This window comes from Comamonas sediminis, assembly GCF_041107495.1.
GTDB lineage: Bacteria > Pseudomonadota > Gammaproteobacteria > Burkholderiales > Burkholderiaceae_C > Comamonas > Comamonas sediminis.
In genome coordinates this window covers 268,107-285,493 of the sequence record NZ_JBGBDC010000008.1, presented here as the reverse complement: position 1 = coordinate 285,493, position 17,387 = coordinate 268,107, and the positions used below count along the sequence as shown (strand labels likewise).

At 63.2% G+C, this 17,387-nt stretch carries 10 protein-coding genes and 2 tRNA genes; 1 reads left to right on the top strand and 11 read right to left on the bottom strand.

The window, feature by feature from the left end:
- The 8 genes from AB7A72_RS19125 to AB7A72_RS19090 all read right to left on the bottom strand — a co-directional run bounded on the left by AB7A72_RS19125 (window position 1) and on the right by AB7A72_RS19090 (window position 11,644).
- Window positions 1-76 (bottom strand) — tRNA-Gly (locus AB7A72_RS19125).
- Window positions 77-214: 138 nt separating this feature from the next.
- Window positions 215-2,674 (bottom strand): endopeptidase La, encoded by a 2,460-nt coding sequence (gene lon / locus AB7A72_RS19120; RefSeq protein ID WP_239809107.1) that lies wholly within the window; start codon window positions 2,672-2,674, stop codon window positions 215-217.
- A gap of 200 nt (window positions 2,675-2,874) precedes the next feature.
- Window positions 2,875-4,146 carry an ATP-dependent Clp protease ATP-binding subunit ClpX gene (gene clpX, locus AB7A72_RS19115; RefSeq protein WP_312530911.1) on the bottom strand — a complete coding sequence of 424 codons (1,272 nt, stop codon included), beginning with the start codon at window positions 4,144-4,146 and terminating at the stop codon, window positions 2,875-2,877.
- 101 nt (window positions 4,147-4,247) lie between these two features.
- Window positions 4,248-4,856, bottom strand: a complete 609-nt coding sequence (gene clpP, locus AB7A72_RS19110) for an ATP-dependent Clp endopeptidase proteolytic subunit ClpP (protein WP_239809109.1) — start codon at window positions 4,854-4,856, stop codon at window positions 4,248-4,250.
- Between the two features lie 151 nt (window positions 4,857-5,007).
- Window positions 5,008-6,321, bottom strand: coding sequence for a trigger factor (gene tig / locus AB7A72_RS19105; RefSeq protein WP_313333554.1), 1,314 nt, complete (start codon window positions 6,319-6,321; stop codon window positions 5,008-5,010).
- A 489-nt stretch (window positions 6,322-6,810) separates the two neighbouring features.
- Window positions 6,811-6,897, bottom strand: a tRNA-Leu gene (locus AB7A72_RS19100).
- A gap of 280 nt (window positions 6,898-7,177) precedes the next feature.
- Complete coding sequence (locus tag AB7A72_RS19095) at window positions 7,178-10,423, bottom strand: efflux RND transporter permease subunit (protein ID WP_369460840.1); 3,246 nt, start codon at window positions 10,421-10,423, stop codon at window positions 7,178-7,180.
- Window positions 10,424-10,432: 9 nt separating this feature from the next.
- Entirely contained in the window at window positions 10,433-11,644 is a 1,212-nt protein-coding gene (locus AB7A72_RS19090; protein WP_369460839.1) for an efflux RND transporter periplasmic adaptor subunit, read from the bottom strand.
- Between the two features lie 198 nt (window positions 11,645-11,842).
- On the opposite strand from AB7A72_RS19090, the gene hpnC reads away from it, so the two are divergent.
- Window positions 11,843-12,721, top strand: a complete 879-nt coding sequence (gene hpnC, locus AB7A72_RS19085; protein WP_407064999.1) for a squalene synthase HpnC — start codon at window positions 11,843-11,845, stop codon at window positions 12,719-12,721.
- A 184-nt stretch (window positions 12,722-12,905) separates the two neighbouring features.
- On the opposite strand, the gene AB7A72_RS19080 is transcribed toward hpnC, so the two are convergent.
- The 3 genes from AB7A72_RS19080 to AB7A72_RS19070 form a co-directional block, all read right to left on the bottom strand.
- Window positions 12,906-14,453 carry a DegQ family serine endoprotease gene (locus tag AB7A72_RS19080; protein WP_369460837.1) on the bottom strand — a complete coding sequence of 516 codons (1,548 nt, stop codon included), beginning with the start codon at window positions 14,451-14,453 and terminating at the stop codon, window positions 12,906-12,908.
- 86 nt (window positions 14,454-14,539) lie between these two features.
- Entirely contained in the window at window positions 14,540-16,189 is a 1,650-nt protein-coding gene (locus AB7A72_RS19075; protein ID WP_369460836.1) for a thiamine pyrophosphate-binding protein, read from the bottom strand.
- A gap of 6 nt (window positions 16,190-16,195) precedes the next feature.
- On the bottom strand, window positions 16,196-17,164 hold the full coding sequence (locus AB7A72_RS19070) for a Bug family tripartite tricarboxylate transporter substrate binding protein (RefSeq protein WP_369460835.1): 969 nt from the start codon (window positions 17,162-17,164) through the stop codon (window positions 16,196-16,198).
- Window positions 17,165-17,387 lie beyond the last annotated feature (223 nt).

The window sequence follows — 17,387 nt, the reverse complement described above, 5'->3', positions numbered from 1 at the left end:
TGGAGCGGGAAAACGGGTTCGAACCGTCGACCTATACCTTGGCAAGGTATCGCTCTACCAACTGAGCTATTCCCGCATATCCGCTTTACCGGAAGTCCGCTATTATATACCGGGCTCCGCGATGGTATGCATTGTAACGCATATTTTTTGGTCTTTTTGGTAAACCGGCCCGTTTTTGATGACGGGCCGGTTTTCCGGTCAGGACCGCAGCCCGTCAGTGCTTGACGGCACGCGAGCGGCGCGCTGGCGCGGCCTTGGCGGCAGTGGCAGCCACCGCAGCGGCCGGCACCACAGGCACAGGTTCTGCAGCTGGCGCATCGCTGTCGCTCAGCGGCGCAGGCGTGGTTTCGAGCGCCACTTCCAGCACCTTGTCGATCCAGCGCACCGGCACGATCTCCAGACCGCTCTTGACGTTGTCGGGGATCTCGGCCAGGTCCTTGACGTTCTCTTCCGGGATCATCACGGTCTTGATGCCGCCACGCAGCGCAGCCAGCAGCTTTTCCTTCAAGCCACCGATGGCCGTCACTTCACCACGCAAGGTGATCTCGCCAGTCATCGCCACATCGGCGCGCACCGGGATCCCGGTCAGCACCGACACCAGCGCGGTCGTCATCGCGGCACCGGCGCTGGGGCCATCCTTGGGGGTGGCGCCATCGGGCACGTGGATGTGGATGTCGCGCTTTTCAAACACGTCATCGCGGATACCGAGCGAGCGCGCACGGCTGCGCACCACGGTGCGGGCCGCCTCGACCGACTCCTTCATCACATCGCCCAGCGAGCCGGTGCGGTTGATGACGCCCTTGCCGGGCATGGCTGCTGCTTCGATGGTCAGCAGATCGCCGCCCACCTCGGTCCAGGCCAGACCCACGACCTGGCCCACCTGGTTCTTCTGCTCGGCATGGCCATACGTGAACTTGCGCACGCCCAGGTAGTCGGGCAGATTGTCGGCCGTCACCTGCACCGGTGCCTGCGCCTTGCCCAGCTGGATGTTCTTGACCACCTTGCGGCAGATCTTGGACAGTTCACGCTCGAGCGAACGCACACCGGCTTCACGGGTGTAGTAGCGCACAATGTCGCGCACGGCGTCCTCACGCAACTCGAGTTCACCGGCCTTGACGCCGTTGTTCTCGATCTGCTTGGGCAGCAGGTAGCGCATCGCGATATTGGTCTTCTCGTCTTCGGTGTAACCGGCCAGGCGGATCACTTCCATCCGGTCCAGCAATGCCGGCGGGATGTTCATCGAGTTCGAGGTGGCGACAAACATCACATCGCTGAGGTCGAAGTCGACTTCCACATAGTGGTCGCCAAACTTGCTGTTCTGCTCGGGGTCGAGCACCTCCAGCAAGGCACTGGACGGGTCGCCCCGGAAATCCATGCCCAGCTTGTCGATTTCATCGAGCAGGAACAGCGGATTGCGCGTGCCGACCTTGGACAGGTTCTGCAGCACCTTGCCTGGCATCGCGCCGATGTAGGTGCGGCGGTGACCCCGGATCTCGGCCTCGTCGCGCATGCCGCCCAGCGCCATGCGCACATACTTGCGCCCGGTGGCCTTGGCAATCGACTGGCCCAGCGAGGTCTTGCCGACGCCAGGTGGGCCGACCAGGCACAGGATCGGTGCCTTGACCTTGTCGACGCGCTGCTGCACCGCGAGGTATTCGAGGATGCGGTCCTTGACCTTGTCGAGGCCATAGTGGTCTTCGTTGAGCACGTCCTCGGCCACCACCAGGTCCTTCTTGACCTTGGTTTTCTTGCCCCAGGGCAGGTTCACCAGGGTTTCGATGTAGTTGCGCACCACCGAGGCTTCGGCGGACATCGGCGACATCAGCTTGAGCTTCTTGAGCTCGCCTTCGGCCTTCTTGCGCGCATCCTGCGTCATCTTGGCGAGCTTGATCTTCTTCTCAAGGTCCTCCAGATCAGCGCCGTCCTCGCCCTCGCCCAGCTCCTTCTGGATCGCCTTGACCTGCTCGTTCAGGTAGAAGTCGCGCTGGCTCTTTTCCATCTGCTTTTTGACGCGGCCACGGATCTTCTTGTCGACATTGAGGATGTCGACTTCGCGTTCGAGCTGGTCGTACAGGTTTTCCAGGCGGTCCTGCACCTTTTGCAGCTCCAGCACGGCCTGCTTGTTCTCCAGCTTCAGCGGCAGGTGGGCGGCAATGGTGTCGGCCAGACGGCCGGCATCATCGATGCCGGAGATGGAGGTCAGGATCTCGGACGGGATCTTCTTGTTCAGTTTGACGTACTGGTCAAACTGCTGCATCACGGCGCGGCGCAGGGCCTCGATCTCGCTGGCCTTGTCGGCGCTGTCGCCGGCCTCTACCGGTTCGATCCGGGCGGTGAAGTAGTCCTCGCCTTCCGCAATCTCCTGCACCAGCGCGCGCTGCACGCCCTCGACCAGCACCTTGACGGTGCCATCGGGGAGTTTGAGCATCTGCAGAATGGTCGAGACGCAACCAACGTTGAACATGTCGTTGACGGTGGGATCGTCCTTGGCGGCCGTCTTCTGGGCCACCAGCATGATCTTGCGGTCGCCCTCCATCGCGGTCTCCAAGGCCTTGATGCTCTTGGGACGGCCAACGAACAGCGGGATCACCATGTGCGGAAAAACGACCACGTCCCGCAGCGGGAGCATGGGCAATTCCAGGGAATGGGAGGAAGGGGTGTGGTTGTCGGACATGAAAATCCTTTTGAAACTTGTACGAAGATGATTCGTAAAAGTGATTTTTCAACCCTTGGCCATCAAAAACCAGGGGCCGGGGCGGGTGCAGGCCGGCAAATACACTCTCAAGCCCTTTGGATACAGCCCGGCAGCGCCAGGCGACCCTCGTAAAAACACAGATGGCAGAGTCCCGGCGGGGCACTCTGCCATCAGGCCCATCAGGCCTTCTTTGCCGCTTCCCGGTAGACCAGGAGGGGCGGCTTGCCTTCGTTGATCGTCGCCTCTTCGACCACGACCTTGGCCACATTGTCGGTGGTCGGCAGATCGAACATGGTCGTCATCAGCGACTGCTCCAGAATCGAGCGCAGCCCCCGGGCACCGGTCTTGCGGGCCAGTGCCTTCTTCGCAATCGCGGTCAACGCATCGGGGCGCACTTCCAGCTCCACGCCTTCCATGCCCAGCAGCTTGTTGTACTGCTTGACCAGCGCGTTCTTGGGCTGGGTCAGGATCTGGACCAGCGCGTCTTCCGACAGCTCGGCCAGCGCAGTGACCACCGGCAGACGGCCTACCAGCTCGGGGATGATGCCGAACTTGATCAGGTCTTCCGGCTCGATGTCGCGGAACGCCTCGGAGATGGAGCGCTGCTGCTTGCTCTTGACGGTGGCACTGAAACCGATGCCCGATGCTTCGGAACGGTTCTCGATGACTTTCTCGAGCCCGGCAAACGCGCCGCCGCAAATGAACAGGATGTTGGTCGTGTCCACCTGCAGGAAATCCTGGTTCGGGTGCTTGCGCCCGCCTTGGGGCGGGATCGAGGCCATCGTGCCCTCGATCAGCTTGAGCAGCGCCTGCTGCACGCCTTCGCCCGACACATCGCGGGTGATCGAGGGGTTGTCCGCCTTGCGCGTGATCTTGTCGATTTCGTCGATGTAGACGATGCCGCGCTGGGCCCGCTCGACATCGTAGTTGCAGCTTTGCAGCAGCTTTTGCACGATGTTCTCGACATCCTCGCCAACATAGCCCGCTTCCGTCAACGTGGTGGCGTCGGCCATCACAAAGGGAACGTTCAGCTGGCGGGCCAGCGTCTGGGCCAGCAAGGTCTTGCCCGAGCCGGTGGGGCCGATCAGCAAGATATTGCTCTTGGCCAGTTCCACATCGTCCTTGCCCGCCTTGTCCTTGTGCGCCAAGCGCTTGTAGTGGTTGTACACCGCTACCGCCAATGTGCGCTTGGCAGGATCCTGGCCGATGACATAGTTGTCCAGGGTGGCCTTGATCTCGGCCGGTGTCGGCAGATCATTGCCCTTGGCCTTCTCGCCCTCCTTGCCTTCTGCCGCCACCTCGTCGCGCACAATGTCGTTGCAGAGGTTGATGCACTCATCGCAGATGAACACCGACGGTCCGGCAATGAGTTTCTTCACCTCGTGCTGACTCTTGCCGCAGAAGGAGCAGTACAGGGTTTTTTCGCTGGATGAGCCTTTTTTCTCGGCCATGGGGGCAATGCCTTCAATCGAATCTATGTGGAAACAATGATAACCAACTACAAAGCGGCCTCAACCGGTAGGGTTGGGGCCGCTTGTCCGGAAAAGCGGGTTTATGGGCGCTTTTCTACCACAGTATCGACCAAACCGTACTCCTGGGCTTCGGGCGCCGTCATGAAGTAGTCACGCTCGGTGTCGGCCTTGACCTTGTCGTAGGGCTGTCCGGTGCGGTCGGCCAGGATGCGGTTCATCTGCTCCTTGGTGCGGATGATGTCGCGGGCATGGATTTCGATGTCCGTCGCCTGGCCACGGGCGCCGCCGAGTACCTGGTGGATCATGATCTTGGAGTTGGGCAGCGAGTAGCGCTTGCCCTTCTCGCCAGCGGCCAGCAGGAAAGCACCCATGCTCGCGGCAAAGCCCAGGCACATCGTCGAGACCTGTGGCTTGATGAACTGCATGGTGTCGTAAATGGCCATGCCGGCCGTCACACTGCCGCCAGGCGAGTTGATGTAGAGCGAAATCTCCTTGTCGGGGTTTTCACTTTCCAGGAACAGCATCTGGGCGACCACCAGGTTGGCGGTCTGGTCGTTGACTTCACCGACCAGGAAAATCACGCGGTCCTTGAGCAGGCGCGAGTAAATGTCAAACGAGCGCTCACCACGGCCCGATTGCTCGATCACCATCGGGATCAAACCCAAGTTCTGAATATCTTGTGCGCTCATTACATCTCCGTTCAGGATAGGTGGAAGCTAGCGTCAATGCACTGTGACTGCGCTAACTGTACCCCAATAAAATGGGGCCTGCGCCCAAAAGCACAAGCCCCTGTTTTCAGCTGGCCGCCGCGCTGGCGGCCATGGCCGCCCCGCGCGCTTATCAGCCTTGCTGGCCCATCAGTTCGTCGAAGGACACGGTCTTGTTGCTGACCTTGGCCTTGCCCAGCACGAATTCAGTCACGTTGTTTTCGATCACAACGGCTTCGACTTCGGCCAGACGCTGGCGGTCACCAAAGTACCAACGCACGACGTCTTCCGGCTTCTCGTAGCTCGATGCCAGCTCGTCGATGTGGGCCTTGATCTGCTCAGGCGTGGCTTCCAGCTTGTTGGCCTTGACCAGTTCGGCCACCACCAGGCCCAGACGCACGCGGCGCTCGGCTTGGGGCAGGAACACGTCAGCAGGGATTTCCGCCTTTTCAGCGTCCTTGATGCCGCGTTGCTTCAGCTCTTCACGGGCGCCTTCCAGCAGACGGCCGACTTCGGCGTCAATGCTGGCCTTGGGCAGGTCCAGCTCAGCCTTGGACACCAGGGCTTCCATCACGGCTTGCTTGTTGCGCGACTGAACGCGGAACTTGACTTCACGCTCCAGGTTCTTCTTGATGTCGGCGCGCAGGCCTTCGACGGAGCCGTCAGCAATGCCCAGGGACTTGGCCAGTGCTTCGTTCACTTCGGGCAGGTTGGCGGCTTCCACCTTCTTGACGGTCACCAGGAAGTCGGCGGTCTTGCCAGCCACTTCCTTGCCGTGGTAGTCCTCAGGGAATGCCAGCGGGAAAGTCTTGGATTCGCCGGTCTTCATGCCGCGCACTGCGTCTTCGAATTCCTTGAGCATCTGGCCTTCGCCGATCAGGAACTGGAATGCTTCAGCCTTGCCGCCAGCGAAGGGTTCGCCGTCGATCTTGCCTTCGAAGTCCACGGTCACGCGGTCGCCATCAATGGCAGCCGTATCGGCTGGGCGCTGGGCGAAGGTGCGACGCTGCTTGCGCAGGATGTCGATGGTCTTCTCGATGGCAGCGTCGTCCACGTCGGCAGCCAGCTTCTCGACTTCCGCGGAAGCCAGGTCACCGATCTTGACTTCGGGGAACACTTCGAACACGGCATCAAATGCCAGCTCACCCTCAGGTGCGCCTTCTTTTTCAGTGATCTTGGGCTGACCGGCCACGCGCAGTTCGGCTTCGTTGGCGGCCTTGGCAAACGCCTCGCCGACCTTCTCGTTGAGCACTTCGTACTGAACGGAATAGCCATAGCGCTGTGCCACCACGTTCATCGGCACCTTGCCGGGACGGAAGCCGTCCATCTTCACGGTGCGGGCCAGGCGCTTCAGGCGGCTGTCCACTTCGGTTTGCACGGATGCGAGAGGCAAGCTCAGCGAAATTTTGCGCTCGAGCTTTTCAAGGGTTTCAACATTCACTGCCATGGTTAATCCTAGTTAGGCACGAACCCTTCCGGCCACGGTGTGCAAACGCCATTCAAGCCAGCCTGCAAGCGGCAAAGCTTGCGTCCGATGCGAGGACTGTCCGTGTCACATCGGGGATGGCATCAACGGGGATTGGCACCGTTTTACAACCTGGGGTCCCAGTAGATAGGCGACTGGCCCTAAGCCCAGCACACCCAAAAATCAAACGATGACAGCGCATTCAGTAGCAAGCAACACCTGGCGTGACCCGGCAAAAACCACCGTTGTCACGAAAGCGGTGCAGCGCAAGGCGCCATCGACCGAAACCGAACATTATATATAAAGCCAGCTCTTTTCCTGGATGCCAATACCGCCATGGCGCAGGGTCAGACCCTGATACCGGCAGCCGCTGGCGCAAAACGCCAAGAAAAAAGCCGAATCTCCTGTTGGAAATTCGGCTCATATGCACTGCAACAGCAGATGGTGCTTGCACCTTCTGCTATCAAATTTTGGTGCGCGGGGCGGGACTCGAACCCGCACACCATTGCTGGCGTCAGGACCTAAACCTGGTGCGTCTACCAATTTCGCCACCCGCGCGGTTACAGCTGCAGCCGGCTTGCCAGCCAACTGCCTGCTTTTAGGTCAATCCACGATTCTAATGCAAGCCATTGCTGCCTTGGGCAAACCTCGGCAAAAACTCGCTAAGGGACCCTCTGCATAACTCCCTGCCGTGGTCTGAACGCGGTCTCGGGCGATCTGCTGCGTTGTCTTCCTTGTCAATAGCTCGCTATTGACTGCAAAAGACGCCTTGCATCTCATCCCGATCCGCGTCCATCCCGCTTGGCGAGGGTTATGCCGAGGGTCCCTGGCAAGCCACTCAAACGGCAGCCGACAGTGGCACGTCGCTGTGCTCCTTTTTCACGCGGAACCAGGCCGCATACATCGCCGGCAGCGCCAGCAAGGTCAGCACCGTGGCAACGACCAGGCCGCCCATGATGGCGACGGCCATCGGCCCCCAGAAGATGCTGCGCGACAGCGGAATCATCGCCAGCACGGCGGCTGCAGCGGTCAGCGCAATCGGGCGCAAGCGGTGGGTGGCCGCTTCGACAATCGCATCCCAGGTCGACAGGCCGGCGGCATGGTTGGCCTCGATCTGGTCGATCAGGATCACCGAGTTGCGCTGGATCATGCCCATCAGTGCGATGACGCCCAGCAAGGCGACAAAGCCAAAGGGCCGGTTCAGCAGCAGCAGGGCCGCAGTCACGCCTGCAATGCCCAGGAAGCCGGTGATATAGACCAGCACCGAGCGGCTGAAGCTGTGCAGCTGCAGCATCAGCAAGGTGAACACGATGAACACCATGATCGGCATGCCCGCCATGATGGAGTCCGAGCCCTTGGCGCTTTCCTCCACCGCACCGGCAATCTCGATGCGGTACTGGTTCAGGCCCTTGTCGGCCCAGCCCTGCTGCAGCTTCTGCAGATCAGGCCAGAGCTTTTGTGTCACCGTCGGGCCTTGCAGGCCGGCGGCCACATCGCCTTGCACGGTAATCGCATACTCCCGCCCCTGGCGCCACAGAATGCCCGGCTCCCAGACAAAGCTGGGCTTGGCAATCTGCGACAGCAGGATGGCCTGGCCGCTGCTCGATGCCACATAGGCATTGCCCACATCGGTGACGGCCTGGCGCTCATCCACCGGCTGGCGCAGCACCATGTCGATCAGCTTGTCGCCTTCGCGGTACTGGCCAATGGTGTTGCCCGACAGCTGGGTGCGCGTGGCCTGGGCAATGCTCTGGTTGCTCACGCCCAGCGCGCGGGCCTTGCTCTGGTCCACTTCCAGGCGCAGCACCTTGATGGACTCGTTCCAGTTGTCATTGACGCCCCGCATATCGGACGAGGCCTCCAGCTTGGCACGCACCTCGCTGGCCAGCGCACGCAGCAGCTGGGGGTCCTGGCCCATCACGCGGAACTGCACCGGGTACGGCACCGGCGGGCCGCTGGGCAGCAGCTTGACGCGGGCCCGCACCTCCGGAAACTCCTGCGCCAGCAAGGTCGGCAGGCGCTTCATCAGGCTGTCGCGGTCGGCCAGGCTGTGGGGCAGCAGGATCAGCTGCGACACATTGGACTGCGGGAAGATCTGGTCCAGCGGCAGGTAGAAGCGCGGCACGCCCGAGCCGATCCAGGACGTGACGGACTCGATGCCGTCCTGCGCCTGCATGCGCTGCTCGATGCGCCGCGTCACCTCTTCGTTGGCAGCCATGCTCGACCCCTCGGGCAGCCAGACATCCATCAGGATCTCGGTGCGGTTGGAATCGGGGAAGAACTGCTGCTGCACCTTGCCCATGCCAAACAGGCCCAGCGCAAACACCAGCACCGTGGCGCCAATCGTCAGCCAGCGGTGCTCCACGCACCACGAGACAGTGCGGCGGAAGCGGTTGTAGAAAGGCGTGTCGAACATCGCATGCTCGCCACCTTCACCACCTTCACGCTCTTGGGGCGCATGCTTGGGCCTCTTCAGGAACACCGTGCCGAGGTAGGGCACAAAGTAGACCGAGGCCACCCAGCTGATGACCAGTGCAATCACCGTCACCGCAAAGATCGCAAAGGTGTACTCACCGGTCGTGGACTTGGCAATGCCGATCGGCATGAAGCCTGCTGCCGTGATCAGGGTGCCCGTCAGCATCGGCTTGGCAGTGATGTCATAGGCCGCGGTGGCCGCGCTCAGCTTGTCATAGCCCTCTTCCATCTTGCGCACCATCATCTCGACGGCAATGATGGCGTCGTCCACCAAGAGGCCCAGCGCAATGATCAGCGAGCCCAGCGAGACCTTGTGCAGGCCAATGCCCCAGTACCACATCGCCAGGAACGTGGCGCACAGCACCAGCGGAATGGTGATGCCCACCACCAGCCCCGGGCGCGGGTCCAAGGTGATGCGGCGCCACAACGGATCCTTGCCTTTGCGGATGTGCATGCCCAGGCTCAAAAAGCTCACGGCCAGCACAATCACCACCGCCTCGATCAGCACACGCACAAACTCGTTGACCGACGTGGACACGGCCTTGGGCTGGTCCTGCACGTTCTCCAGGCTCAAGCCGGCGGGCAGAGTGGGCACAATCTTGTCCACCGCCTCATGCAGGTGCTTGCCCAGTGCAATCACATCGCCGCCCTTGCGCATCGAGATACCCAGCGCCACGGTCGGCTGGCCCTGGTAATGCACCTTGGTCTTGGCCGGGTCCAGGTAGCTGCGGTAGATGTCGGCGATATCGCCCAGCTTGAGCTGGTTGCCATTGGGCCCACGGATCGGCATGGCCTTGACGTCGTCGAGCTGGCGGAACTCGCCTGTGACCTCGACCTGCACCCGGTCGGCACCGGCCTGCACCTCGCCCCCGCTTTGCACGGCGTTTTGCTGGCCGAGCTGGGCAATGACCTGGTTCATGTCCAGCCCCAACTGGGCCAGCTTGCTGCGCGAGATCTCGATATAGAGCTTCTCGTCCTGCACACCAAAGAGTTCGACCTTGGCGACATCCTTGACCCGCAGCAGGCTCTGGCGCACGCTGTCGGCATACTCCTTGAGCTCGGCGTAGCTGTACCCCTCGCCCTGCAGCGCATAGATGACGCCATAGACATCGCCGAAGTCATCATTGTAGAAGGGCCCCAGCACGCCCTGGGGCAAGGTGGCGCGCATATCGCCCACCTTCTTGCGCACCGCCAGCCAGGTCTGCGGCACATCCTGCGGGCGCGTGTCTTCGCGCAGGTTCAGGATGACCAGCATCTCGCCGGGCTTGGAGTAGCTGACGATCTTGTCGGCATTGGGCACGTCCTGCAACGTGCGCTCGACCTTGTCGGTGACCTGCTCGGCCATCTGCTGGGCCGTGGCGCCTGGCCATGCGGCCGAGACCACCATCGCACGGAAGGTGAACGGCGGGTCCTCATCCTGGCCCAGCTGAAAATACGCGCCAATGCCCAGCACCAGCAGCATGATGAGCAGATAGCGTGTGAGCGGCACATGCTGCAACGCCCAGCGCGAGAGGTTGAAGCCCTTGCTGCTGCTGTGCTTCTCGCCATCGGGACCGGGGGCCGGCGAGGACGGACCAGCGTCTTGCGGCGTGTTCTGAGGTGTTTGCATGGTCACCTCTTATTGCTTGGGCGCAGCTGCGGCCGCACCTGCCGCAGCAGGCGCATTCACCACCGGTGCATCGGCCTGGGTCTGCGCAGGCGCGGAGGCTGCGTACTTGGACTGGAACACCGTCACCTTCTGGCCGGCATTGAGCACATGCACGCCGGCTACCACCACCTTCTGCCCAGCCTGCAGACCGCTTTGGATCACGGCGTCATTGCCATCCATGCGCGCCACCGCCACCGCCTGGGGGTTGACGGTAGAACTGGCAGGGTCAAACACCCAGACCTGGGTGCTGCCGGCCTTGTCCCAGAGCGCCGACAAAGGCAGCTTGATCGCCTCGGCCGCCTTGTCAGCGCCAGCGGCGCGCTCGGGCGGCAGCACGGTCACCGTGGCGCCCAGCTTGGGCAGCACCTCATTGGGCGCCGCATCCAGCGAGGCCTTGACCTGGTAGGTGCGGGTGGCGGCATCGGCGCTGGCTGCCACTTCGCGGATATGCGCGCCCAGCAACTGTTCCTCAGGCCAGACCTTGACCTGCACCGGCTGGCCGGGCTTGAGCTGCGCAATGCGGTCTTCGGGCACCGCAAACACCGCATCACGCGCACCATCCTTGGCCACACGCAGCACCGGCGTGCCGGCAGACACCACCTGGCCAGGCTCCACATTCACCGCAGTCACCACACCGGCCACCTCGGACACCAGGCGGGTATAGGCCGTCTGGTTGCTTTGGCTGGCCGCGTTGGCCTTGGCCTGGTCCAGCTGTGCCTGGGCCGATTTCAGCGCCGCCGCATGGCGCTCCATCTCGGCCGCGCTGATGAAGTTCTTGTCGCGCAGCTCCTTGAAGCGGCGGTAGTTGGCCGCTTCCAGGTCACGCTGCGTGGTGGCGGCCTGCACTTGCGCCTGCGCCCCCTGGGCCGCCAGCGCGTAGTCAGCACCATCGAGCTGGGCCAGCAGCTGCCCAGGCTTGATGGCCTGGCCCAGCTCCACGTTGCGGCTGAGCACCTTGCCCGCCACCCGGAAACCCAGTTGCGCCTCGGTACGGGCACGGATATCGCCGGCGAACGCCGACTGCGCCTGCAGCGGCGCGGCGCCCACGGTTTGCAGCTTGACCGCACGAATCGGCTCGGGCGGGGACTCCTGGCGTGAACAGGCCGTCAAGCTGGCCAATGCCGCCATTGACAGCAGCAGCACTGCGGCACGCGCGCTGGGCGCTCGAAGAGGTAGGAACATGGTGTGCATGCGGGCGGTGAGAGGCCAAGAAGACCCTGGCCCGGCAGAAGAAAAAGAGGGAAATGCACCAAGGACCCTCTGCCCAACACCCGGACGCGCGCTGTGCAGAGGGCCCTTAATGACCAAACGGTCACTAATTTAGACAGTTCGCTCCCGCCTGTCAATGCTTGGCAGCCACACTGTGCGGGATGCGCTAGCATCGGCGCTGTGAAAGATTCCACGCCCTCCTCTTCTGCGGCTGCCGCCACGCCCGTCACCCACTACGAGAATTTTCCGGTGGCCTCCTGGCTGTGTCCGCCGGCACTGCGCCCTCCCATCGCCGCTATCTACCACTTTGCGCGCACAGCCGATGACATTGCCGACGAGGGCGACGCCGATGCCCCCGCCCGCCTGGCCGAGCTGCAGGCCTACCGCGATGCGCTGGCCCATATTGCTGATGGAAAGCCGCCACAGGCGCGCTGGCAGGCCGTGTTTGCGCCGCTCCAGGCCGCCATCGTACAGTGGCAGTTGCCGGTCGCCTTGCTGGATGATTTGATCAGCGCCTTCATGCAGGACATCGACAAGACCGCCCGAAGCGCGCGCTATGCCGACCGCGCCGAGCTGCTCGACTACTGCCGCCGCTCGGCCAACCCGGTGGGGCGCTTGCTGCTGCATCTGTATGGCGTGAACGACGTCGCGTCGCTGGCCCAGAGCGATGCGATCTGCAGCGCGCTGCAGCTGATCAACTTCTGGCAGGACCTGGGGGTCGATATTCCGCGTGGCCGCTACTACCTCAATGATGCCGACTGCCAGGCCGCCGGCATCACCGCCGCCGCGATGCAGCAGCGCCAGGACAGCCCGGCGCTGCGCCAGCTGGTGATGGACCAGGCCGCCTGGGCCCGCCGCCTGATGGAAGAAGGCGCGCCGCTGGTGCACCGCGTGCCGGGCCGCGCCGGCTGGGAGCTGCGCCTGGTGGTGCAAGGGGGCTTGCGCATTCTGGACAAGGTCGAGGCGCTGCAAGGCCAGAGCCTGTGGCAGCGCCGCACCATTGGCAAGGGCGATGTGCCGCTGATGCTGTGGCGCGCCTGGCGCATGTAAGCCGCTATCTGCCCGCTATTCGCCCGCTGCCGTCCCCACAAAAAAAGGCCGAATCCTGCGATCCGGCCTAAAGGGGTTATGGGAACCCCCGAGGAGAGTGTTTACGGGCCTTGCGGCCAGGCGGCTCAGTGCTCAGCCGTCCTTTGCCCAAGTGGGGAATGTGTTTGACATGGTCTAACCTTTCTTAACCCAGTTGCACGGGTACAAAAATCTTCTGGCCATTGCGCTCGATCAGCAGCGCCACCGACTTGTCGGACTGGGCGATCTGCTTGCGGAGATCCTCAATCCCGTTCACCGCCGCGCCGTTGACGGACAGCACCACATCGCCGGGTTGCACGCCGGCCAGCGCTGCAGGCCCGGCCGCTTGCTCGACGATCAAGCCCTGCTGGCTGCCGCTGGCCTGCTTTTCCTGGGGCGTCAGCTCGCGCAGCGCCAGGCCCAGCTTGCCCTTGCCGACCTTCTCATTGCCGGCCACCTGCTCGCCCTTGCTGACATTGCCGCCCAAGGTGGCTTGCAAGGTCGTGGCCTTGCCGCCGCGCCAGACTTGCAGCTCGGCCTTGGTGCCGGGCCGCGCCGTGGCAATGGCCGCAGGCAGGTCGTTGGACGAGACAATCGCCTGGCCGTTGTAGCCGGTGATCACATCGCCAGGCTGCAGGCCGGCCTTGTCGGCGGGGCCGCCTTTTTCCACACTGGCCACCAATGCGCCTTCGGGCTTGGGCAGCTTGAAGGAATCGGCAAAGGCCTGGTTGACCTCCTGGATCACGACGCCGAGGCGGGCATGGTCGACCTTGCCGTGCGAGACGATCTGGTCCTTGATGTTGACCGCCAGGTCGATCGGGATCGCAAAGGACAGGCCTTGGTAGCCGCCGCTCTTGCTGTAGATCTGCGAGTTGATGCCGACCACCTCGCCCCGGGCATTGATCAGCGGGCCACCGGAATTGCCGGGGTTGATCGCCACATCGGTCTGGATGAACGGCACCGAACTGTCATCGGGCAGCGCACGGCCCTTGGCGCTGACCACACCGGCAGTCACCGAGTTCTCGAAGCCAAACGGCGAGCCAATGGCCAGCACCCATTCACCTTGCTGGATGGCCTTGGAGTCACCAATCTTGGCAACGGGCAAATCCTTGGCATCGATCTTGATCACCGCGATATCGGTCTTGGGGTCCGAGCCCAGTACCTTGGCCTTGAACTCGCGCCGGTCGGTCAGCTTGACCGTCACCGTCTTGGCGCCCTTGACCACGTGGGCATTGGTCAGGATCGTGCCATCGGGGCTGATGATGAAGCCCGAGCCCTCACCGGCCATCGGCACCTCTTGCGGCACCTGGCGGCCAAACCCGCGCGGCATGCCTTGCTGCGGCACGCCAAAGCCGAACTGGCGGAAGAACTGCAGCATCGGGTCATTGGGGTCGATCTGCTGGCCCCGGTTGGCCGAGGGCGCGGCGTCGGCATCGTCGCCGTCATCCTCATCGTCCGAGACCTTGCGCGTGCCGCGCACACTGATGTTGACCACCGCAGGCCCGGCCTGCTGGGTGATGGTGCTGAAATTGGGCAGGCTGACCATCGGCGCCGCAGCCGGGGCCGCTTGCGCCACCACCGCAGGCGCGCCTTGTGCATGGGCGCTCCACTGCACATGCTGCAGTGCCGAAGCACCCACGCCGCCCAACACACCTGCCGTCAGCAAAGCAGCTACCAGTTTGCGCGAACCGAGTTGAAAAGAAGGAACAGACATTTTTTGTACTCCCAAATACCACTTGCATGGTGTCGATGGGGCTAATGTGCCTGCCCAGACTTAGAAGAAACTTAGACGCAAGGGCCTCAGGATTTTTGGTACGGAAAATAAGGCGGCGCCTCACCGATGGCCAGCATGTCCACTTCCAGAATCGCCAGCCCGGGCGCGCCCGCCAGCTGCGCCACCGCCTCTGCCAGGCCATCGGCCCGGTCGAGCTTGCGGTAGGCCATGCCGGCCGATTGGGCGAGCAGCGCAAAGTCCGGCGGTGCCAGATCGCCGTAGACGCGCCGGCCGCCAAAGTTGGCATCCTGCATGTGCTTGATCACGCCGTAGCCCGCGTCGTTCATGACGATGAGCAGCATGTCCAGCTGCTCCTGCATGGCGGTCCAGAGCTCGCAGACATTCATCATGAAGCCGGCATCGCCGCTCAGCACCACGGTCTTGGCGCCCCTGGCCGCAAAGGCGGCACCTATGCCCAGCGGCAGGCCCTGTCCAATGCCAGCGCCCACCGGGTGCATGGCGTCGCGGGGGCCATAGACCTCGAACAGGCGGTTGCCCCAGGTGGAGTTGGCGACGGTGATATCGCGCGCCCATACCGCATTGCGCGGCAGCTGGCTTCTGAGCTGCTCGGCAAAACCGGCATAGGGGCCCAGGGTGCCGGCAAACGCCTGGCGGGCGCGCTGCTTCATATTGGCAAACTGCTCGCGGTAGCCGGGCTCGGCCTGGTAGTTGCCCAGCGCCGCCACCAGGCGTTCGAGCACATCGCGGGCATCGCCACAGACAAACTGCGCGCAGTCATAGCTGCGGCCTTCGGCGGCGGGGTCCAGGTCGATCTGCACACGCTGGCTGGGCAAGGCCAGGCTTTGGTCCACGGTCTCCTGGCCTCGCAGCCGCGAGCCCACTACCACCATCAGATCCACACTCTCGTAGAAGGCGATCACCTCGGGCGCGCCGGTGCCGTTGAGGCCGCCCAGGTTGCAGGCATGGTCCTCGGGCACAATGCCGCGCCCGGCCCAGCTCGATGCCATGCCAAAGCCCCTGTCCAGCAGCTGCTGCAAGGGCGCACCGCAATCGATGGCACCGCGCCCCACCCAAAGCATGGGCCGCCGCGCCGCACGCACGCGTTCGGCCAGCTGCGCGATGTCGGCATCGCTGGCCCGGGGGCGCGCGGGCATGGGCGGCAGCGCCAGGCTTGCGCCCGCATCGCTTTGCGGGATGGGCTGCTTTTGCACATCGATCGGAATCTCGATGCTGACCGGCCCCATCGGCGCCGCCAGCGCCTCGGTGGCCGCCTGCTGCAAGATGCGCAGTGCGTCTTCGGCCCGCTCAATGCGGTAGCTGGCCTTGCAGACCGATTGCAGCATGCCGAGCTGGTCGCGCACATTGTGGGTGGCGCCGGTATCGCGCCCCAGAAACTTGCGCGGCACCTGGCCGGTGATATGCAGCAGCGGCGTGGAGGCAAACGATGCCTCCAGCAAGCCCGACACTGTATTGGCCGCGCCCGGCCCGGTGCTGGAGACCAGCACACCCAGCTTGCCGCTGCGCCGGGCATAGCCATCGGCCATGTGCGCTGCGCCCATCTCGCCGCGCGTCATCACCACGCGGATACCGCCCTGGCGGGCAATGCCATCCATGATCGGGATGTTGTGCACGGAGATGATGCCGAAGACCAGCTCGGTATCGATCGCATGCAGGAACTGGGCGACCAGGTCGCCGATATTGAAAGTGTGTGACATGGTGGTTTACTCGCTGGCCTGAACGTCCGGGGCCAATTGCTTGAAGAAGTGGTAGTCGCTGGCAATGCGTTTTTTCAGATCGGTGGTACTGACCGGGTCGATCGCATAGCCCGAGCGCTCCATGTCGGCAACAAAGCGGGCATCGGCCAGAATTTTCTGGTTGACCTGGGCCAGCGCCTCGACCACCTCGGGTGCGGTCCTGGCCGGCGCCAGCAGGCCGATCCAGCCTTCGAAATTGAAGTCGGGGTAGCCGGACTCCACCATCGTCGGCGCAAGGGGAAGCTGCGGGTTGCGCAGCGGCGATGTCAGCGCCAGCGCGCGCACGCTGCCACTTTGCACCTGCGTGACCGCCGTCGTGTTCAGGTCAAACAACATCGACACGCGGTTGGCCATCAGCTCGGCCATGGCCGGTGCATTGCCCTTGAAAGGCACATGCGTCATCGTGATGCCCGCGTACTTGGCCAGCAGCACGCCCGAGAGGTGGTTGGACGAGCCATTGCCCGCCGAGGCATAGGTCAGCTGGCCGGGCTGGGCCTTGCCAAAGGCCACCAGCTCCTGCAGCGACTTGAACGGCGACTGCGCGCCCACCAGCAGCACATTGGTGTACTTGACCACCGAGCCGATCGGAGAGAAATCGGCCACCGGGTCAAAGCTGGTGCTCGTCACCGCCGGGGTGATGCTGATCGTGGGGCTGGCGACAAAGTACAGCGTGTAGCCATTGGGCGTGGCGTTCTTCACCGCATTGGCGGCCAGAGTACCGCTGGCGCCGGCCTTGTTCTCGACAATCACGCTCTGGCCCAGCAGCTCGGAGAGCTTGTGCCCGTACTGCCGCGCCACGATATCGACCGAGCCGCCCGGTGAATACCCGACCACCAGCTTGATGGGCTGCTGAGGAAAAGCCTTGGGCTGGGCCTGCGCTGCAGCGCCCCACACCCCCAACAGCGCTGCACTGAGCGCGATGGTCCACGGGTTCATGCCGGTCTCCTGAGGTTCTTGTGCGCTCCTTTATCCCTTAGGTACCGACAGCCCCCTCCCCCTGCTAACCCTAGAAGTTCGCAGATTGAATAAGCTGATATTTACAACGAATCAGCTTGCGCCATTTGCGCTCAGAGCCGCTAAGACGACCCAGCAAACCACAGGTTTGCGGTTGAGACTAGACGCAAAGCCGCAGGCAGTACAGTAGTACGGCAAGGCTTTG